The following is a 20,089-nucleotide window of genomic DNA, read 5'->3' as shown; positions in this document are numbered from 1 at the left end:
CATCTTGGGCCGCAGGGACACTGCGGCCCTCATCGAGCTGCTCGACCGTGACCCCGTGGCCAACATCTTCACCAGGTCCCAAGTGGAATTGCACCGCTCGGCAGTGCCGGACGGGTTCGCCCACGTGCTGGGGGTCGACGGTGAAGAAGGCCTGCTGTCCGCATGCTGGGTGGGCGCCAACATGGCGCCCACCGCCATGCCGGACGATCACGCCCACGAATACGCGCTGATGGCGCTGGCCACGCGCCAGCGCTTCGCCTCCATCTTCGGTCCGGCATCCACCGTGCTTGCCATGCACGAGGTGCTTCAGGACGGGCCGCAGCCGATATTCGACGTGCGCCGCAACCAGCCGCTGATGGAGATCCGAACCAACCCCGAAGGCATCCAGCGCCGTCGTCTGCGCGTGGCCCAGCCCGCGGAGTTCGACAAGGTCCTGCCTGCCAGCGCAGCCATGTTCGAAGAGGAACTCGGGTATTCGCCGCTGGAAAACGGCGGCAGCTTCTACCGGGGCCGCGTTCGCCAACTCATCCGCCAGGGCCACACCCTGATTGACACGGACGAGATGGGGCACATCGTTTTCAAGGCCGACCTGGGAACCGTCACCGAACAGGTCGCGCAGATCCAAGGCGTCTGGATCAACCCGATGTACCGGGGCCACTCGCTGGCCGCTGGGTATATGGCATCGACTGTTGACTACGCCCTTCAGCAAGCGCCGATCGTCAGCCTGTACGTCAACGACTTCAACGAGGCGGCGGTACGCACCTACCTGAAGGTCGGTTTCACCCAGGTTGGAACCTTCGCAACGGTCTTGTTCTAGGCCGAACCGGGAACGGGGCCGGCATCCGGCATCCCGCACTTGCCCCGGTCCATCCCATAGACTCGATTGCAGTCTCTGTAAACGACGGGAAGTGAAGTGCTGGCGCATCGACCACAAATTCTGCGGGCGGCATCCCTGGCCGTCGTCGCGCTCGTGATGGCCTCCTGCAGCGCCCCGGCGCCGTCGGACACCAATGATTCACTGGGCCCTGCCATTGAACGCAACGCCCAGCAGCTGGAAGAGGCGCTCAACCAGTTCGCCGGCGACCAGCCGGGGGCCACGGTGATCACCGACGCCCAGCTGCGCTCGATGATTCCCAAGGCGCAGCAATGGCTTGAAGACGTGGAGGTGAACCCCAGCAAATGCGGAATCACCTTCGCCGCCCCCATCGCCGAGCAGCTGCAGAATTCAGTGATGGGCGCCGTCGAAGCGGGGGACCGGCTGATCACCGTCGCCGTGTACCCTGATTCCGAAACCCTCAAATCCCAGTGGGACGCGCAGGCGGCCGCCAGCGCGGACTGCTCTCGTTACTCGGTCAAGGTCGATGGCGAATCCCGCGCCTTCCATCTGGCCAAGCAATCGGTCCAGAGCACAGCGAAACTCACCGAGGGGTACGTTGTCACCGGCAGCGACGGCAAGAAGACCTCCCAGCAGCTGGTAGTCCGCGCCGCCACCGCGAATATCCTGCTTGGCGTCCAGCAGGATACCAACGGGGCCACGATGCCGGAACATCTGGCAGCCGCTGCCGAAACCGTAGACAAGCTCATCGAGCAGCTGAACTGACGCAGAGCTGAAATCCGTCCCCGACACCAAAACATAAGGAAAATACTTCATGTCACATCGGTTCCTCTGGTTCCTTCCCCTGGCCGCAGCGCTTGCCTTGACCGGTTGTTCATCCGCAGGCCAGACGCAGCCGGAACCAGAGCAGGCCCAGACCCAGTCGCAGGACGGGAACCTGGATGCAGGGCAGGTTGAAACGGTGGTCAGGACCCTGTTGGGGGAGGATCCCTCGCTGACGGTCGTCGGAAACGAGACCATGCAACAGCAGCTTCAAATGGCCAAGGGCATGGGCTCGACCTCCGGAATCACCCCGGAAAAATGCGCCAAGCAGATGGAAAAATACACCGTCACCGACCTGACCGCGTCGGTTTCCGCCACCGGAAGCGTCACGGCTGAAAGCCTGGGCAAGGTGGTCCAGGTCTTCTCCATTACGGATGAAGCGACACGTAAGAAAATTTCCGATGCGCTTATGCTGGATGACATTTCCGGCTGCGAAAAAGTGACAGTGGAACAAAGCGGCGAAAAGCTGAGCGCCGATCGGCAGATCCTGCCCTTGAAGGTCGACGCCGACCAGTCGCTGACGATGTCCACCCAGATGGACGTCGGAGGTGGACAAAAAATGAGTTCAGTAGTTGTGCAGGCATTGAAGGGCAACAACTTCGTCATCGTCACTTTCCAGACCGGGCTCGCCGAGCCGGCAACGATGTCCGCAGAAGCTGTCGAATTGATTAACAAGGCCTTCGCTGAGATAGAAACGCTCAACTAAGCGGTAAAAATGTTTTATTTCTAGTTGGTTGTGAAATAGAGTTGTGTCCATCACCACCAACTGTGAGGACAAAACATCATGAAGAAGCGTTCATTCCTGCTGCTTCCGCTCGCTGGCGCACTGGCGCTTTCCGGCTGCGGCGGCTCGGGCAGCGACACCACTGAGGGATCCGCGGACGCCGGAGCCGCCCAGGAGCAGTCGGCCCCTGCGACCGCAGCGCTGAGCACCGAGCAAGCCACTGCCATCGTCACCAAACTCGCCGGAGATTCCAGCGGCGCCCAGATCATGGACGGCGACACTATCGCCGCTTCGCTGCCGCAGGCCAAGAAGCTGATCGAGCAGATGGAAATCAAGCCGGAGAAGTGCGCGGAGTTCGTCAGCCAGCAGGGTTCATGGGACATCGAAGGCATCAACATGGCTGTTGCCGTGCTGATGGATGAAGCCACTATGGCCTCGACCAGCTACAGCGTGGCAGGGTATGAGGACACCGCGAAGCTGGACAAGATCACTGAACAGGCCAAGAACAAGGACCTGCAGGGCTGCGATTCATTCAGCATGGCGGTATCCGGCCAGGAAGTCGAAGCCAGCGCGAAGATCCTGGACGCTTCCTCGGATGCCGACCTGACCTACGCCACCAGCAGCGCCATGAAGATGAACGGCACCGAGGTGCCCGGCGGCAGCTACCAGATGCAGGGACTGGTCGGAAACAACGCGGTCTCGGTGGCCATGACCGGAACCGGTTCAAAGTCCGAGGCCGACATGCTCAAGAAGCTCACCGACGAGCTGAACAAGGCCGTCGCTGAGGTCAAGGCAGTGGCCAAGTAGCCACGCGAAAGCACCCGGAAGCGGGGGCCGGAATTTCGGGGATAACCTGTTCCGGCCCCGTTTTTGTGGATTTCGAGGCCCGGGAAAATCCCCTGATTTCTTTTGTGAAAACCAGTGACGCGGGGACGATACAGGCGTACAGTTCTCATTCGTGAATACGAATATTGGGACGCTGAACGTCTCTCAGTCTTCGAATTCGGACTCGGCCCGCCGCCGCCTCTACCGGTGGTTGAATGACCAATCCGTGGGCCACGAAGACCCCGGCGATGACAAGAAGCACGCCGGAAAATGGTGGCAGGTCATGTGCCTCTCGGGCCTGGACTACTTCTCCACCCTGGGATACCAGCCCGCCATCGCCGCCTTGGCCGCCGGGGCTTTGGCCCCATTCGCCACACTGATCCTGATTGCCGTCACGCTGGGAGCGGCCTTGCCGGTATACCGCCGCGTCGCCGCGGAATCGCCGCACGGGCAAGGATCCATCGCCATGCTCGAACGCCTGCTGCCGCACTGGAAAGGCAAGCTATTGGTGTTGATCCTGCTGGGATTCGCGGCCACCGACTTCATGATCACCGCGACTCTTTCCGCGGCGGACGCGTCCGCCCACCTCATCGAGAACCCCTTCACCCCCGCATGGTTCACTGGCAAGCAGATCCCCTTGACGGTGATCCTGCTGCTCCTGCTCGGTGCCTTGTTCATGCGCGGATTCAACGAGGTCACCTGGATCGCGGTGACGCTTGTCGGCACCTTCTTAACCTTGAACTTGGTGGTCATCGCCGTCTCATTCACCAATATCGCCGCGCACCCGGTCGTCCTGGGCAATTGGATGGACTCCTTGCTGGCCGCGCACGGCAATCCAGTGATGATGCTGCTGGTTTGCCTCATCGTGTTCCCGAAACTTGCCCTGGGCCTGTCCGGATTCGAAACGGGTGTGGCCGTCATGCCACAGATCAACCTGAAACCTGGTGAATCGGCCGCAGATCCCTCCAGCCGCATCCGCGGCGCCCGCAAGCTGCTGACCACCGCCGCCTTGATCATGAGCAGCTTTCTGGTGCTGTCCTCGGTGGCCACCACGGTGCTGATCCCCGCCCCGGAATTCCAGGAAGGCGGAACCGCCAACGGCCGCGCCCTGTCCTGGCTGGCGCACCGGCTGATGGGGGACGGCTTCGGCACCGTCTACGACGTCTCCACCATCCTGATCCTCTGGTTTGCCGGCGCCTCGGCCATCGCCGGGCTGCTGAACCTGATCCCGCGCTATCTGCCGCGGTTCGGCATGGCGCCCGAATGGGCCCGTGCCGTGCGCCCGCTGGTGGTTGTGGTCATCCTAGTGGCGCTGGCCATCACCTGGCATTTCGAGGCAGACGTCAATGCCCAGGGCGCGGCCTACGCCACCGGCGTGCTGGTGCTGATGAGCTCGGCCGCCATCGCGGTGACGATCTCCGCCCGGCGGCGGCGCGAGCGCGGAAAAACAATCCTCTACGTATTCGTCTCGCTGGTCTTCCTCTACACCACGGTGGTCAACTGCTTTGAGAGGCCCGAGGGCCTGAAGATCGCGGCGTTCTTCATCGGCGCCGTGCTGCTGGTGTCGCTGTCCTCGCGCTTCCGCCGGTCGACCGAGCTGCGCGCCACCTCGGTGCGCTTCGACGCGGTCGCGGAACACCTGATTTCCGAATCAGCGCGGCGGGGGATCGTGCAGCTGATTGCCCACGAGCCGGCCAACACCACCAAGGCACGCTACCGCCGCAAACTGCACCATGCGGTGCTGGCAAGCCACATCTCGGACAAGGCCCCGGTGGTCTTCCTGGAGGTCAAGGTCTCGGACTACTCAGACTTCGCCGAGGATATCGAGGTCCGCGGCATCACGCGGCATGGCTTCTGGATCCTGGAGGCGACCGCGCCGTCGGTGCCCACCGCGATCGCCGCGATCTGCCTGGCGATCAGGGACAACTACGAGGTCATGCCGCACATCTACTTTCGCTGGACCGAGGGCAACCCGCTGAGCAACCTGGCCCGCTTCCTGCTCCTGGGGCAGGGCGAAATCGCGCCGCTGACCCGCGAGGTCCTGCGCGAAGCGGAACCGGACCTGCAGCGCCGGCCCTGGGTGCACGTGGGCTAGGAGCCTGTGCCCGGTGCATCGTGTGTCGGCGCCGGAACCGCAGTGCCCGGGCGAAGAGCCGAACCCGGTAGGATTGGAGGTGGTTGCCACGACGGCAGCTCACAACAGATTTTGCCTAGCACGGCGGCAGCTGCTCATCCATGGGTCTGCCGTCATACGGAAAAGGACACCACGCGTGGTTTTGAAGCTTTCCACAACGTTCCTGCGCACCCTGCGCGAAGATCCGGTTGACGCCGAGGTTGCCAGCCACAAACTCTTGGTTCGCGCCGGCTACATCCGCCGCGCCGCACCTGGCATCTACACCTGGCTCCCGCTGGGTCTGCGGGTCCTGGCACGTGTGGAAGCCATCGTCCGTGAAGAGATGAACGCCATCGGCGCCCAGGAAGTCCACTTCCCGGCGCTGCTGCCGCGCGAGCCGTACGAGCAGACCGGCCGCTGGACCGAATACGGCGAGGGCCTGTTCCGCCTCAAGGACCGCAAGGACGCCGATTACCTGCTGGCTCCGACCCACGAGGAAATGTTCACCCTGCTGGTCAAGGACCTGTACAACTCGTACAAGGACCTGCCGGTCTACCTGTACCAGATCCAGAACAAGTACCGCGACGAGGCGCGCCCCCGCGCAGGCCTGCTGCGCGGCCGCGAATTCATCATGAAGGACTCCTACTCCTTCAACATCGACGACGAAGGCCTGGACGAGGCCTACATGGCCCACCGCGGCGCCTACCTGAAGATCTTCGAGCGCCTGGGCCTGGAAGTTGTCCCGGTGTTTGCCCAGGCAGGCGCCATGGGCGGCTCGAAGTCCGAGGAATTCCTGCACCCGACCGCCATCGGCGAGGACACCTTCGTGCGCTCGCCGGGCGGCTACGCGGCCAACGTGGAGGCAGTGACCACAGTGGTCCCGGAGGCCATCGACTTCACCGATGCCCCGGCCTTCGAGGTGCTCGACACCCCGGATACCCCGACCATCGACACCCTGGTCGCCGCCGCCAACGAGCTGCGCCCGCGCACCGACCGCGCCTGGGAAGCCAAGGACACCCTGAAGAACGTCGTGCTGGCGATCATCGACCCCGAGGGCAACCGCCACCTGGTCGTGCTGGGTGTTCCCGGCGACCGCCAGGTCGACGAGAAGCGCTTGGAAGCAACCATCGGCGCGGCCCTGGGCATCAACGGCGAGGTCGAGGTCGAGCAGGCCACCGCCGAGGACCTGAAGAGCCACCCGGAGATTGTCACCGGCTACCTGGGCCCCGCCCTGGGACTGGACCAGCAGCTGCTGGGCAGCGAAACCGAGCACGGCGTCACCTACCTGGTCGACCCGCGCGTGGTCTCCGGAACCACCTGGATCACCGGCGCCAACGAGAAGGGCAAGCACGTCTTCGGCCTGGTGGCCGGCCGCGACTTCACCTTCGACGGCACCATCGAAGCTGTCAACGTGCTGGAAGGCGATCCGGCACCGGACGGCTCCGGTCCGTTGCGCACCGAGCGCGGCATCGAGATGGGCCACATCTTCCAGCTCGGCCGCAAGTACGCGCAGTCCCTGGACCTGAAGGTCCTGGACCAGAACGGCAAGCTGCAGGTTGTCACCATGGGCTCCTACGGCATCGGCGTCACCCGCGCGGTGGCGGCGCTGGCCGAGGCCTACCATGACGAGAACGGCCTGGCCTGGCCAAAGCAGATTGCCCCCGCCGACATCCACATCGTGGTCACCGGCAAGAGCGCCGAGCTGCTGGAAGCCGGCGACAAGCTGGCCAAGGAATTCGAAGCCGCCGGCAAGGAGGTCATCTTCGATGACCGTCCGAAGGTCTCGGCCGGCGTGAAGTTCTCCGACGCCGAGCTGATCGGTGTGCCGACCATCGTGGTCGTCGGCCGCGGCCTGGCCGACGGCCTGGTCGAGGTCAAGGACCGCGCCACCGGCGAACGCCGCGATGTGCAACTGAGCGACGTGGTGGTCGAGCTGTCCGCCTAGGACGCCAGCCGGCGAAGCCATGACAATTGAATAGGAGAGTAGCGCGGTGCAAGAGGTTCTCGATTTCCTGTCCGTCAACGGCGAACCAGTCTCCCTGTGGCCCCTGCTCCTGCTGCTGTTGGCAGGGTTCGGGGCCGGGTGGATTGATGCGGTGGTTGGCGGCGGGGGATTGATCCAATTGCCCGCGCTGCTGCTCTTTCCCGGCATCAGCCCGGTCCAGGCGCTGGCAACGAACAAGATGGCCTCCATCTTCGGAACCGCAACCAGCGCCGTGACCTATTACCGGCGGACCAGTCCAGACCTGAAAACCGCCATACCCATGGCGCTGACCGCGATGGTCGGCGCCTTCGGCGGCGCGGCGCTGGCCACGATGCTTCCGGCCGCCGCCATCAAGCCGATCATCATCGCCGCGCTGGTGGCGGTATTGCTGTTCACGATGCTCAAGCCCAGGGCCGGCGAACTTTCCCGCCTGCGCTACAGCGGCAAGCAGCACTACCTGCGCGCGGTGCTCATAGGCCTGGTGATCGGCGGCTACGACGGGATTATCGGCCCGGGCACCGGGTCCTTTTTGATCATCGCCATGGTGACGGTCCTCGGGTACAATTTCCTGCAGTCGTCGGCGAAGGCGAAGATCGTCAACCTGCTTACCAACTTCGGCGCCCTGGCCTTGTTCCTGCCCACCGGCCACGTGCTGCTGGGCGTGGGGCTGGCCATGGGCGTGATGAACATGCTCGGCGGCTATCTCGGCGCGCGCATGGCCATATCCAAGGGCAGCAAGTTCATCCGCATTGTTTTTGTGGTGGTAGTTGCCGCGCTGATCCTGAAGCTCGGTTCCGATCTGGTCTTGGGAAACTGACCCGGAGCGGCCGCGGCAGGGCCGTGGAAAAGGATAATGCCCATTGCGTGCCCGGCGAAGACCCGGGTACACAATGGGCTTGTGGTTATCCTCCCCCAAGGAACACCACAATCGATTCCGTTGAGTGACGCAAAGTTCGTCATGCCGAACAGATTGCGGTGAAGACCGCTCAACCGATTAGGAATCTTTATCTCTATTACGCGTGGTCGAGAACCTGCGCGTATTTCAAAATGCCTCTCCAAGGTGCCCGAAGAGATCCATTTCCCTTAAATCATCGCTTAGAATTCGAGGTAAAACGTCATACCAGGACGGTATGTTCAGGCCGGCAGCGGGTCGTCCGGGCGGACGAAACCCGAGCGATAGGCCAACGCGACCACCGCGGCGCGGTCCCGGGCACCGGTCTTGAACAGGATCCTGGCAACATGTGTTTTCACCGTCGCCTCGCTGAGCACCAGCGACTCGAGAATCTGCTGGTTTGACCGTCCGGCGGCAACATGGCGCAGGACTTCCTGCTCCCTGCGGGTGAGCACCTGGCGGATGTCAATCTGCTCATCGCTGCGCTCGCGCAATTTGGCCACCAGCCGCGTGGCCGCGGTGGCATCAAGCCAGGTATCCCCGCCGGCTACCCGGCGCAGCGCGTCGGCAATTTCGGTGGGGGACGCGTGCTTGAGCAGGTAGCCGCTGGCGCCGGCCTGGAGCGAGGAGACGACGATGTCCTCGTCATCGAACGTTGTCATGATCAGCACCCGGACCAGATGGTCCGGGTCACTGCCGTTCTGCCGGATGAGCTCGCTGGTTGCGGTGACCCCGTCCATGCCCGGCATGCGCACATCCATCAAAACCACATCGGGAGCGACCTCTTGGGCGAGCGCCAGGGCTTCGGCACCGGATCCAGCCTGTCCGACGATTTCAATGTCGTCCTCCGCGGAGAGAATCATGCTGATCCCGGCTCGAACCTGGGGCTGGTCGTCGACAATCACCACTCGAATCACGACGCCTCCTGGGTCTTTGCTGTATGCGTACTTCGCTGGTCGGAGGCGGAAGCATCTTCGGGCTTGTCGACCGGAAGCGAGGCCTTGAGCAGGTAACCGCCAGGGGTTGGGCCGTGGCTCAGCGAACCACCGGAGACTCCGACCCGCTCGCGTAGCCCGAGCAGCCCGAAACCGCCGGATACCGCAGGCCTTTTCGCGACCCCGGAAATGGACGTCACGGAGATCGTCAGTTCCGTCGGCATCCAGTGCGTCGCGATTTCCACCCGGCAGCCTTCGCCACCGTGCTTCATCGCATTGGACAGGCCTTCCTGCACAACGCGGTAGCCGGCATGGCTGATACTGGGGTCCAGCATTTGTGCTTCGCCGTTGCAGGTCACCACGACATCGAGGCCGGAATCCTGCGCTGACGAAACCAGCGAGGGGATGTCGTCAAAGGAATGCGACTGCCCGACCTGGGATTCTTCCTCGCTGCGCAGCATCCCCAGCAGTCGGTGCAGCTCGCGCATGCTCTGCTCGGCGGTCACCTGGATGTCGGCGAGCACCGGGTCGACCTTCTCGAACTCTGCGCCCTTCTTCAAGATTGCGCGCACACCGGCGACCTGTAGCACCACAGCGGTCATGGAGTGCGCTACCGAGTCATGCAGGTCGCGGCTGATGCGCAGGCGCTCTCCGGCGCGGGCTTCCTCCAGCGCAGCGTCAGCCCACCGCCGTTCGGTTTGCAACCGGTGCTCGGTTCTCCGCTGCGTCCGGGCGGCGAAGTAGCAGAGGAATGCAACTGCGGCATAGAAGCCGATATTCCACGCCATCAGACCCAGCAGATCCTCGGATCGGCCGTCGTAGCTCACGGAGCTGTAGGTCGCCACGAAAACAGGCAGGATCATTCCCGCCAGTGCCGTATTAGCCACTCGCGTGCTCGAATGCCGGACCATGAGGAAAAACGCCATGTAGGTTCCGACGATTCCAACGATGGAGGCCACCGCGAGACCCAGCAGCGAGATGAGGAGGAAAACGCTGAACCCTATCCAGATCCTGCGCTGGATCAGCAGGACCGCATACGCGCTAATCAGCGCTGCGGGGACCAGCCACACCGGCAGCACCGCACCGCCCGGCGTGGTGACGGCTCCTTGCCACAGGAACAGGTCAAATACGAAGGCGAACAGGCCGACAACTACACGCACAACGTGCCGGCGCTTTAGCATCCCGGAAGCCATGGAAACAGCCGGCACCAGGGGGATTCCCCGAGGTCGTCGTCGGGGTCCAGACCTTGGAAGCCTGGCGGGAAGGCGTCGTGCCCGACATGCAGGGTGCCCGTTTCCAGGAGCAGCAGGGTCCAAGGCTCCCAACCCTTGAGCTCGCGGCCGACGTAGCGGATCGTTGCGGGTTCGACATGCTTGCCGTGGATATCAACATGGACGGACTCGCCCAAGCCGCCAGCCTGGACCAGGATTGCGTCGGATCGGATAGCCCAGCCGACCAGCAACAAATCGTCGACATGGACCGGATATGAACGGGCAACAGGAAGCAAGGGGCGATTTTTCCCCGACGTTGCGCCCCCGGAAGTCTCTGACATGGTGTTCTCCTCAAGCGAGTGCCGTTAGAAGAATCGTGACACATTCGCTATCCGGGTGCATCATCCGTGCACTGTATGTCTGCCTCAGGCCCTTGACACCGTCGGCCAGCTGGCGCAGGGGAGGTCTGTGCCGTAGAGCGCTCCGGGCAAGGAAGCTGGTTTCAGGCTGCGTATTGGGGAAAGTATGTTGAGCCGATGCGGTAACCCTGTTTGAATGGCCGAAAGGGTACGTACAGAACACGCAGACTTCGGGGTGGGCAGATGTCCGATAACAACCAGACGAATCCACTGGGTACGGAAGCGCAACCGGGCACCAGCATGACCGGGCTTGCCGGCATTGACGGGGAATTTGAAACAGCGGTCAAGACGCAACTGGACAAGCCGCAAAGGCTGCGCGCGGATTCATGGAAATATGTCGTTAAACGCTCCCTGCATGAGTTCTCCAGGAACAAATGCACCGATCTGGCCGCGGCGCTGACCTACTACACCATGCTCTCGATTTTCCCGGCATTGCTGGCAGTTGTCTCCTTGCTGGGCGTCGTCGGGCAGGCGGAGACCACCACTAAATCGATGCTGTCGCTGCTGGAGGAATTCGCCAGCCCGCAGGTGGTAGAAATGCTGCGCCAACCCATCGAGCAGCTGACCTCGACACCCGCGGCGGGGCTGGCTTTGGCCGCTGGTCTCTTGGGCGCGATCTGGAGTGCCTCCGGGTACGTCGGTGCGTTCGGCCGGGCAATGAACCAGATCTATTCGGTGGATGAAGGCCGTCCGTTCTACAAGCTCAAGCCGATGATGCTTCTGGTGACGCTTTTCCTGCTGGTTGCCGCGGCGGTCATGGGCGCCTTGTTTGTGCTGTCCGGTCCCATCGCCCAGAAACTGGGCAACTTCATCGGGCTCGGGGAATCGGCGCTGCTGGTATGGAATATCGCCAAATGGCCGGTGATGGCCGTCTTCGCGGTCATGCTGGTCGCGGTGCTCTACTACGGGACTCCGAACGTCAAGCACGCAAAGTTCAGGGTGCTCAGTGTCGGGGCCTTTGTCGCACTCATCGTCCTGGCACTGGCCACGTCCGGCTTCTTCTTCTATGTCTCCAACTTCGGGAACTACAACAAGACCTACGGCGCGATCGGTGGCGTCATCGTGCTTCTGCTCTGGATCTGGATCGCCAACTTGTCGCTGCTCTTTGGCGCGGTGCTGGATGCGGAGCTCGAACGCGGTCGCGAACTGCAGGCAGGTCTCAGCGCCGAGCATTCCCTGCAGCTGCCGCCGCGCGATGTCGCCGGACTGCAAAAACAGACTCAACAGAAGGAGCAGGACATTCGCGACGGCGAACAGATCAGGATCGTGAGCGAAATCGCCGCGGTCGACAAGGTCGAGCAGGAATCCGGGCAGCGGGAACGCGATTAGAAAACGAAACGCCAGCCGCTTCGGGCCGCCCGCAAGGAGCTGGACCGGAAGTGCGGCTGGCGAAGATGGAGTCGAATTCAGGCGCGGCGGACGTCGACGGCGCTGGGCAGCCCCGGGTACTTCACTCCTGCAGACTTCTGCAGTGGAGGAATTGCGTGGGCGATTGCGCTGTGTGTCAGCGGTGCGACCCGGAAGGTCAGGCATGGGGTCGATTGCGCTTCGCGGTAAAGGTCCAAGATGGAGTCCTTCGCGTCGCGTGGGGCGACAACTTCAAGATCGGTGCATCCAATCACGACATAGGTGAAGCAGAGGTCGTTGGACTGCGGATCCAGCGTCGCGATCAACACCGGCGGTTGGTGCACTACTGTCAAGGCCATGACATCGGTGAGCTTCTCGTCATGCTGGGCGATGACGATGGGCATGCCCTCGCTCCAACCATGCTCCTTCAATACCTCTCGACCGTGGCGCGACCCGATGGTCTCCGCAGCGAGCTCTGCGATCTTCGAGCGGACAATGCGTCCTGTCATGGTTTTCTACCTCTATCTGATGGGAGCAAAACGAGTGGCTGCACTGGCTGAAGCCTGGCACTCGAAGCGGAATATTCCTCTCCGGAAAAATGACGGATTCGATGATTTAAAATCTCGAATTTAAAACTTCTAATAATTAGACCCTAACTCTCATAGGGCAAAATTGCGAGGTCGAATCATTCGGTTCGAACGGGGAGCGATCCGGTTCTCCGAGGATGCCGATCTTCGGAAAGTACGTAAAGGAACTGGTCGATGTAGGTTTTATCGAGAGCTGAGGACGGCAGGACGGTAGCTGTCGTGCCGATTTGAAGTTTTTATGAACCAGGGAATTCACTTGGCGGAAAGCGAAGATTTCACTTGGTGGGCACGAGGCCGCAAGAATAAACTTGCCGCCGGAATGCTGGATTTATTTTTACTGCTGTGGTGGTGTGGAATTCGGTAATGGTTCGAGAATTGGACGGTGCCGGTTCGGTTGCGCGGCGGAGACCTGGAAGCGAGCGCTCTACTCGGCGCGCGAGCGCAGGATGCGCTCCGCCTCGGACTGCGACTGCTGGGCGCCCAATGCGCTATTGACGACACCGGCAACGGTGGATCGCTGGTCCCCGGTGATATTCCCCGCCGCCGCGAGCAGCGCATTCGAGTAGTCGGATTGTGCCGCAGCGGCGACCTTTTCCAGCCGGTCCAGCCCGTTCTCCGGGAGTTCGTAGGCGGGCAGGCGGAGATCCGGGCAGTCCTCGGGCAAGGCTGAACGCAGGGTGCGCAGCTGTGAGTTCAGGGCGGTCCGCTGCTTTTCTGCTGCTTGCGCCGTCGCGTTGCTTCCCCTGGCCGCGTTGAGCTGCAAGGTGTTGTCCAAGGCGTATCCGCGATCCAGGGCGCGGGCCAGCACGACGGATTCAAGGAGTTCCTGGTCTGCTGGCGACGACGTGCCTTCGATCAAGCTGTGGTCAGCAAGGCATGCCACGGTTTGCGCGGCCTCCGGCGAGTCCGCCTTGCCTGCGCTGATTGCCGGGGGCAGCTGTGCCGCTTGTTTCTTGTCCACCAGCTTCAAGGCGTCCCGGGCATCGAAGTTGATCTGGAACGCTATTCGCGCCAAGGTCTCGCCACGCTGGAGATCGGGATCAGCGAACTCGGGAATGCTCGAACTCAAGGTCGCAACCGATGACGCCAAGGCGGCCAGTTTTTCGGGGGAGTAGCTCTCCGGCGCGTCGGCCGGAGGCTGATCGTCGAAATGCAGCTCGCCTAGCAGGGCCGCGCCCTGCGAGAGCGACGTGCCCAGATCGGCAAGCGCCGCGGCGATCTTCTCGTTCTCGGCCAGTGAAGCCATCGCGGCCGCCTGGCTTCCCAGGTCGGCCAGTTGGGCTCCGTACCCCCACTGCGCCTGTTGGTCGGCCGAAGCCTCGCTGACTGCATCCGGAAGGCCGCGGTCCACTAGCGCGCCGCGGAACACTGTGACGCCGATTCCCCAGGTGGCGGCCCCGGCAATGGAAGCGACCAGCACCGGGGCGATCCAGCCGGGGGCGCGTTTGGCCGGCGGCTGAACGGGCTTTGCGGGGCGGGGCGATGGATCAGTCATAGCGAAATGATCATCCCATGAAGTGGGCCGGCGACCCGGCCTTTGGCCATTCTTCCGTGGCGTGGTGCAAAAGACTGGCGTGAGTTCCTTCACCTGAGCCGGTCAACGAGTTCTCAAGCGGGGTTCGGGGAGATACGCTTAACGGACAACATCGAATAGCGTGGGAGGATATCCATGACCGGTATGCCGGCCGATACCGAACAGGAAGCGCAGCGTCTGAGTACTGCGTTGAAACCGGAAGTAGAATCCCACGGATTAATTCTGGAAGAAGTCTCTCTTCGCCCGTCGGGCAAACAGATGATCATCCAGGTCATCGTCGACAAGGCCGACGGCCGCGAGTCGGTGAATCTCGATGCGCTCGGTGAAGTCACCACCACCATTTCAAACGCCTTGGATAAGGACGTCGTCTACGCCTCGGCATCCCCCTATGAACTTGAAGTCAGCTCGCCAGGCCTGTCCCGTCCGCTGACCGCGCCACGCCACTGGGTGCGCGCACTGAACCGCATGGTCAAGCTCACGCTGACCGACGGCACCAAGCTTCGCGGACGCATTAACGAGGTTTCCGACGACGAGGTCGTTATTGCCGAACACCGGGAGCCTGCCAAAAAGGGCATGAAGACCAAGATCCTTGATCCAGTCAGCTACTCCTTTGAAAACATCCGCAAGGCCGTGGTCGATCCGGAGCTGAACTTCGACGACGAGCTGTTTGACACCATTGACACTGAAGATTTGGAGGGCTAGGCGTGGATATTGATCTCGACGCACTACGCATTCTGGAAAAAGACCGCGATATCCCGATGGATGTCCTGATCCCGACCATCGAGTCCGCGCTGCTGCTTGCCTACAACAAGACCGAAGGCGCCATGCCCGGCGCCCGTGCCCACATCGAGCGCAGCAACGGCCACGTCTCGATCCTCGTTGAGGACCGCGACGCAGCCGGCGTGCTGCTGGGCGAATTCGACGACACCCCGCACGGCTTCGGCCGCATCGCGGCGTCGACCGCGCGCCAGGTCATCATGCAGCGCTTGCGCGAAGCAGAGGATGCCCAGGTTGTCGGCGAATACGCCGCCCGCGTGGGCACCCTGATCTCCGGTGTCATCCAGCAGGGCTACTCCTCGCACATGGTGCAGGTCAACATCGGCGCCGTCGAAGCGCTGCTGCCTCCCGTGGAGCAGGTGCCGGGCGAGAAGTACCAGCACGGCAACCGCCTGCGCGCCTACGTGGTCTCCGCGGAACGCGGCAACAAGGGCCCTGCCGTGACCTTGTCGCGGTCGCACCCGAACCTGGTTCGCCTGCTGTTCGAAATGGAAGTTCCCGAGATCGCCGACGGCACCGTCGTGGTCGAGGCACTGGCCCGCGAAGCCGGGCACCGCACCAAGATCGCCGTCCGCGCCACCAAGCCGGGCGTCAACGCCAAGGGCGCCTGCATCGGCGAAATGGGCACCCGCGTGCGCGCCGTGATGAACGAGCTGAGCGACGAGAAGATCGATATCGTTGACTACAACGAGGATCCGGCCAAGTTCATCGCCGCCGCCCTGTCGCCGTCGAAGGTGGTCTCCGTGGAGATCCTGGATGAAGCCGAACGCCGCGCCCGCGTGGTGGTTCCGGATTCCCAGCTTTCGCTGGCCATCGGCAAGGAAGGGCAGAACGCCCGACTGGCCGCCAAGCTGACCGGCTGGCGCATCGACATCCTGGCCGCTTCGGGCGGCAAGGAGCCCCAGTACTAGAACTGGCTGGGATAAGTTTGCGGTCTGCCGCGGTGCGCCCTGAACGTGTGTGATACCAAACTCACGCGCACACCGGGGCGCAAACGCGCTAGACTGGTAGTTGGTTCATTTCAACGGGAAGGTGGCGACGGCGCTCGCATGAAGCTGCATCAGCAACGCACGTGCATTGGCTGTCGGACCTCTACCTCCAGAAATGATCTGATTCGTTGGGTTCTCACCGAGCAGGCACCGCTTCACGCGGTGCTTCTTGATGTCGGCGCTTCCGCCCCTGGGCGGGGCGCCTGGACCCACGGGATTGAAAAGTGTGTGCGGCAGGCAGTGCAGCGACGAGCGTTCTCCAGGGCTTTCAAGTCCGCGGTCAACGCCGATACGGTGCTCGCGCAATTCACCGCATACGAAGATCGACCGGCCGCAGGCCGGCCATCTGGCAAACATGATGAAAGCGGGTCAGAAATCTGATGGCAACCCGATGAGTCCGCAATGTTGAGCGCACACCGATGAACAATCAGTTCTGCGTGATCCACCGTGCGGCGGAAGAATTTCACGAATTACACAGCTGATCTGCCAGAACACCTAAGTCCCCAGGGACTCGGGGTTTATGCAGATCACATCAAAACAGGAGAGATGTGGCTAAACCCCGCGTTCACGAGCTCGCCAAAGAGCTCGGAATCACTTCGAAAGAAGCACTGACCAAACTGCAGGACATGGGCGAGTTCGTTCGCTCCGCGTCCTCAACCGTTGAGCCCCCGGTCGCCCGCAAGCTGCGCGACGCATTCCCGGGCGCCAATGGCGGCGCAGCCAAGCCCGCCGCCGCACGTCCGGCGGCAACCCCGGGCGCCGGCCGCCCGGCTGCTCCGAAGCCAGCTGGCGCCAAGACTGCTGCTACTCCGGGCCCGCGTCCGGCAGCCAAGCCTGCCGACGCCGCGCCGAAGACCGCACCGGCTGCCCCAGCGGCACCGGCAGCCCCGGCTGCACCGAAGGCCCAGGCCACCCCGGGCGCACCTGTCCCAGGTGCCCCGAAGCCAGGCGCCCGTCCGGCTCCGAAGCCGGGCACCCCGCGTCCGGGCAACAACCCGTTCAGCTCCCAGCAGGGCATGCGCACCGGCGAATCGACCGACCGCCGTGGCGGCGGCCGCGATGGTTCGCGCGCTCCTCGTCCGGGTGCTCCGCGTCCAGGCGGCCCACGCCCGGGCAACAACCCGTTCAGCTCCCAGCAGGGCATGCGCTCCGAGGGCGGCCAGGGCGGCCCGCGTCCATCACGCGACGGCCAGCGCGGCCCGCGTCCGGGCGGCGCAGGCCAGGGCGGTCCACGCCCATCACGCGACGGCCAGCGCGGCCCGCGTCCAGCTGGCCAGGGCGGTCCACGTCCAGCCGGTGCCGGTGGCCCGCGTCCAGCCGGTCAGGGCGGCCCACGTCCAGCCGGTGCCGGCGGACCACGCCCAGCAGGCGCACCGCGTCCGGGCGGCACCACTGCCACCCCGCGCATGATGCCTAACCGCACCGATCGTCCGGCTCCAGCCGGCGGCGGTCGCCCAGGCGCAGGCGCCGGCGGCCGTGGTCGTCCAGGCGGCGCAGGTGGCGGCGGCGGTACCGGTGGCGGCTTCCGCCCAGGTGCACCACGCGGCCGCGGCGGCGTGGGCGGTGCCTTCGGCAAGGGAGGCGCCGGTCGCGGCAAGCAGCGCAAGTCCAAGCGCGCGAAGCGCCAGGAATTGGAGCAGATGAGCGCTCCGTCGTTGGGCGGCGTGAATGTTCCACGCGGCACCGGCGACACCGAGATCCGTCTGCGCCGCGGCGCATCGATCACCGATTTCGCTGACAAGATCGGCGCAAACCCGGCCGCACTGGTGACCGTGCTGTTCCACCTCGGTGAAATGGCCACCGCCACCCAGTCGCTGGACGAGGCAACCTTCGAGGTCCTCGGCGAAGAGCTGGGCTACAAGGTTTCGGTCGTCTCCCCGGAGGACGAGGACAAGGAACTGCTCGAAGGCTTCGGCCTGGACCTGGATGCCGAGCTCGAGGCTGAGGGCGAGGACGTGCTCGAGGAGCGCGCCCCGGTCATCACCATCATGGGCCACGTCGACCACGGTAAGACCCGACTGCTGGATGCCATCCGCCAGTCCAACGTGATCGAGGGCGAGCACGGCGGCATCACACAGCACATCGGCGCCTACCAGATCACCCACGAGCACGAGGGCCGCGAACGCGCGATGACCTTCATCGATACCCCGGGCCACGAGGCGTTCACCGCCATGCGTGCCCGTGGTGCCGAGGTCACCGACGTGGCTGTGCTGGTGGTCGCAGCGGACGACGGCGTCATGCCGCAGACCGTTGAGGCGCTGAACCACGCGCAGGCCGCAGGCGTGCCGATCATCGTCGCAGTGAACAAGGTCGACAAGCCGGAAGCCAACCCGGACAAGGTCATGGGCCAGCTCACCGAGTACGGCCTGGTGCCCGAGGAATACGGTGGCGACACCATGTTCGTGAAGGTTTCCGCGCTGCAGAAGCTGGGCATCGAGGAACTGCTCGACGCCGTGCTGCTGACCAGCGACGTCATGGAGCTGCAGGCGAACCCCGACAAGTCCGCCCGCGGTGTGGCCATCGAAGCCAACCTGGACAAGGGCCGCGGTTCCGTGGTCACCGTCCTGGTGCAGTCAGGTACCCTCGCAGTCGGCGACACCATGGTGGTGGGCACCGCCCACGGCCGCGTGCGCGCAATGTTCAACGAGAACGGCGAGAACCTGGACATCGCCCTGCCGTCGCGTCCGGTGCAGGTTCTCGGCCTGTCCTCCGTGCCGCGTGCAGGCGACAGCTTCCTGGTCACCGAGGACGAGCGCACCGCCCGCCAGATCGCCGACAAGCGCGAGACCGCTGAGCGCAACGCCATGCTGGCCAAGCGTCGCAAGCGCATCACCCTGGAGGACTTCGACAAGGCAGTGGCCGAGGGCAAGATCGATACCCTCAACCTGATCCTGAAGGGCGACGCCTCCGGTGCCGTCGAGGCACTGGAAGACTCCCTGATGAAGATCGACGTGGGCGAGGACGTGCAGCTGCGCGTCATCCACCGCGGCGTCGGCGCGATCACCCAGAACGACGTCAACCTGGCGACCGTGGACAACGCGATCATCATTGGCTTCAACGTGCGTCCTGCTGAGCGCGTTGCCGAAATGGCCGACAAGGAAGGCGTTGACATGCGCTTCTACTCGGTCATCTACGCAGCCATCGACGACATCGAAGCGGCGCTCAAGGGCATGCTCAAGCCGGAGTACGAAGAAGTGGAGCTGGGCACCGCCGAGATCCGCATGGTCTTCCGCTCCTCGAAGTTCGGCAATATCGCCGGTTCGATCATCCGCTCGGGCACCATCAAGCGCAACACCAAGGCCCGCCTGGTGCGCGACGGCAACGTGGTCGCCGACAACCTGTCGATCGACTCGCTGCGCCGCGAGAAGGACGACGTCACCGAAGTCCGCGAGGGCTTCGAGTGCGGTATCGGCCTGGGGTCGTTCAACGACATCAAGGAAGGCGACATCATCGAGACCTTCGAGATGCGCGAGAAGCCACGCGCCTAGCAGCAACCCGCTGGTAGCTTCGTGACTTGCCGATTCGTGGGCGTTTGACCGCTTCCAAGCGGTCAGGCGCCCACGAATTTTGAACCATAAGGAGATAATCATGGCTGATTCAGCCCGTGCCGCACGCCTTGCCAAGCGCGTGCAGGTCCTCATGGCCCAGTCCCTGCGCACCGTCATCAAGGACGAGCGCATCGACAACGTGACGGTGACCGACGCCCGCGTCACCAACGACCTGCAGCACGCCACCGTGTACTACACGGTGTTCGGCGACGACACTGCCAAGGCAGAAATCGCCGAGCTGCTGTCCAAGCGCGGGGGAGCCCTGCGCAAGGAGCTGGGCCGCAACCTGACCATCCGGCTGACCCCGACGCTGACCTTCGTGGCCGACGAGATCCCCGAGGGCGCTTCGCACCTTGAGGAACTGCTGGCCAAGGCCCGCGAGAAGGACGCCGAGGTCGCGGCCCTGCGCGAAGGCAAGCACTTCGCCGGCGACGAGGACCCGTACAAGAAGGACGAGGACCAGGACGCCGAACAGGCCTAGGCGCACCTGCGCTGCCTGGCCCGGATCCGGGGCCCAAAGCCGGGAAATCCCCGGCGCCTGCACGAT

The 20,089-nt window shown here is 63.6% G+C and carries 18 protein-coding genes; 13 read left to right on the top strand and 5 right to left on the bottom strand.

From position 1 onward, the window contains the following. Nucleotides 1-4 precede the first annotated feature (4 nt). From C1H84_RS04440 to C1H84_RS04410, 7 genes are all read left to right on the top strand, one after another. Nucleotides 5-817, top strand: a complete 813-nt coding sequence (locus C1H84_RS04440; RefSeq protein ID WP_052772606.1) for a GNAT family N-acetyltransferase — start codon at nucleotides 5-7, stop codon at nucleotides 815-817. A 96-nt stretch (nucleotides 818-913) separates the two neighbouring features. Next, nucleotides 914-1,600, top strand: a complete 687-nt coding sequence (locus tag C1H84_RS04435; protein WP_113606674.1) for a hypothetical protein — start codon at nucleotides 914-916, stop codon at nucleotides 1,598-1,600. A 49-nt stretch (nucleotides 1,601-1,649) separates the two neighbouring features. Further along, the gene (locus C1H84_RS04430; protein ID WP_113606673.1) at nucleotides 1,650-2,363 is read left to right on the top strand and encodes a hypothetical protein; all 714 of its coding nucleotides are present in this window, start codon (nucleotides 1,650-1,652) and stop codon (nucleotides 2,361-2,363) included. 78 nt (nucleotides 2,364-2,441) lie between these two features. After that, entirely contained in the window at nucleotides 2,442-3,188 is a 747-nt protein-coding gene (locus tag C1H84_RS04425) for a hypothetical protein (protein WP_053797633.1), read from the top strand. A gap of 301 nt (nucleotides 3,189-3,489) precedes the next feature. After that, a complete protein-coding gene (locus tag C1H84_RS04420; RefSeq protein ID WP_113606903.1) occupies nucleotides 3,490-5,301 on the top strand; it encodes an APC family permease in 1,812 nt (603 codons plus the stop codon). 175 nt (nucleotides 5,302-5,476) lie between these two features. Beyond that, complete coding sequence (locus C1H84_RS04415) at nucleotides 5,477-7,264, top strand: proline--tRNA ligase (RefSeq protein WP_047121067.1); 1,788 nt, start codon at nucleotides 5,477-5,479, stop codon at nucleotides 7,262-7,264. 67 nt (nucleotides 7,265-7,331) lie between these two features. Next, entirely contained in the window at nucleotides 7,332-8,120 is a 789-nt protein-coding gene (locus tag C1H84_RS04410) for a TSUP family transporter (protein ID WP_425323561.1), read from the top strand. A 317-nt stretch (nucleotides 8,121-8,437) separates the two neighbouring features. Here the strand turns inward: C1H84_RS04410 and C1H84_RS04405 are convergent, their stop codons facing one another. The 3 genes from C1H84_RS04405 to C1H84_RS17915 are packed head-to-tail and all read right to left on the bottom strand — an operon-like array spanning nucleotide 8,438 to nucleotide 10,637. Further along, complete coding sequence (locus C1H84_RS04405; protein WP_047121068.1) at nucleotides 8,438-9,112, bottom strand: response regulator; 675 nt, start codon at nucleotides 9,110-9,112, stop codon at nucleotides 8,438-8,440. After that, nucleotides 9,109-10,311 (bottom strand): sensor histidine kinase, encoded by a 1,203-nt coding sequence (locus C1H84_RS04400; RefSeq protein WP_220124876.1) that lies wholly within the window; start codon nucleotides 10,309-10,311, stop codon nucleotides 9,109-9,111. Before C1H84_RS04400 ends, C1H84_RS04405 begins: the two co-directional genes overlap by 4 nt. Beyond that, the gene (locus C1H84_RS17915; RefSeq protein ID WP_146955865.1) at nucleotides 10,305-10,637 is read right to left on the bottom strand and encodes a hypothetical protein; all 333 of its coding nucleotides are present in this window, start codon (nucleotides 10,635-10,637) and stop codon (nucleotides 10,305-10,307) included. Before C1H84_RS17915 ends, C1H84_RS04400 begins: the two co-directional genes overlap by 7 nt. Before the next feature lie 306 nt (nucleotides 10,638-10,943). On the opposite strand from C1H84_RS17915, the gene C1H84_RS04390 reads away from it, so the two are divergent. Next, nucleotides 10,944-12,089, top strand: coding sequence for a YihY/virulence factor BrkB family protein (locus C1H84_RS04390; protein WP_244910806.1), 1,146 nt, complete (start codon nucleotides 10,944-10,946; stop codon nucleotides 12,087-12,089). A 77-nt stretch (nucleotides 12,090-12,166) separates the two neighbouring features. Here C1H84_RS04390 and C1H84_RS04385 read toward each other — a convergent pair whose 3' ends face one another. Together C1H84_RS04385 and C1H84_RS04380 are read right to left on the bottom strand one after the other, a co-directional pair. Next, nucleotides 12,167-12,616 (bottom strand): hypothetical protein, encoded by a 450-nt coding sequence (locus tag C1H84_RS04385; protein WP_082124095.1) that lies wholly within the window; start codon nucleotides 12,614-12,616, stop codon nucleotides 12,167-12,169. Between the two features lie 502 nt (nucleotides 12,617-13,118). Further along, a complete protein-coding gene (locus tag C1H84_RS04380; protein ID WP_146955863.1) occupies nucleotides 13,119-14,189 on the bottom strand; it encodes a hypothetical protein in 1,071 nt (356 codons plus the stop codon). A 174-nt stretch (nucleotides 14,190-14,363) separates the two neighbouring features. Between C1H84_RS04380 and C1H84_RS04375 the strand changes: the two genes are divergently transcribed. From C1H84_RS04375 to rbfA, 5 genes are all read left to right on the top strand, one after another. Continuing rightward, nucleotides 14,364-14,930: a ribosome maturation factor RimP gene (locus C1H84_RS04375; protein WP_082344667.1), complete on the top strand. Its 567-nt coding sequence runs from the start codon at nucleotides 14,364-14,366 to the stop codon at nucleotides 14,928-14,930. Between the two features lie 2 nt (nucleotides 14,931-14,932). After that, on the top strand, nucleotides 14,933-15,916 hold the full coding sequence (gene nusA / locus C1H84_RS04370) for a transcription termination factor NusA (protein ID WP_047121075.1): 984 nt from the start codon (nucleotides 14,933-14,935) through the stop codon (nucleotides 15,914-15,916). Between the two features lie 138 nt (nucleotides 15,917-16,054). Further along, a complete protein-coding gene (locus C1H84_RS04365; RefSeq protein WP_082124096.1) occupies nucleotides 16,055-16,375 on the top strand; it encodes a YlxR family protein in 321 nt (106 codons plus the stop codon). 167 nt (nucleotides 16,376-16,542) lie between these two features. Continuing rightward, a complete protein-coding gene (gene infB, locus C1H84_RS04360; protein WP_113606668.1) occupies nucleotides 16,543-19,482 on the top strand; it encodes a translation initiation factor IF-2 in 2,940 nt (979 codons plus the stop codon). Nucleotides 19,483-19,582: 100 nt separating this feature from the next. Further along, nucleotides 19,583-20,023 carry a 30S ribosome-binding factor RbfA gene (rbfA, locus tag C1H84_RS04355; RefSeq protein WP_047121077.1) on the top strand — a complete coding sequence of 147 codons (441 nt, stop codon included), beginning with the start codon at nucleotides 19,583-19,585 and terminating at the stop codon, nucleotides 20,021-20,023. Nucleotides 20,024-20,089 lie beyond the last annotated feature (66 nt).

The sequence above is a fragment of the Glutamicibacter soli genome (assembly GCF_003309065.1).
In the GTDB taxonomy this organism is placed as follows: domain Bacteria; phylum Actinomycetota; class Actinomycetes; order Actinomycetales; family Micrococcaceae; genus Glutamicibacter; species Glutamicibacter soli.
Note: the sequence above shows the minus strand (reverse complement) of the source record. Positions and strands in the feature narration are given on the sequence as shown.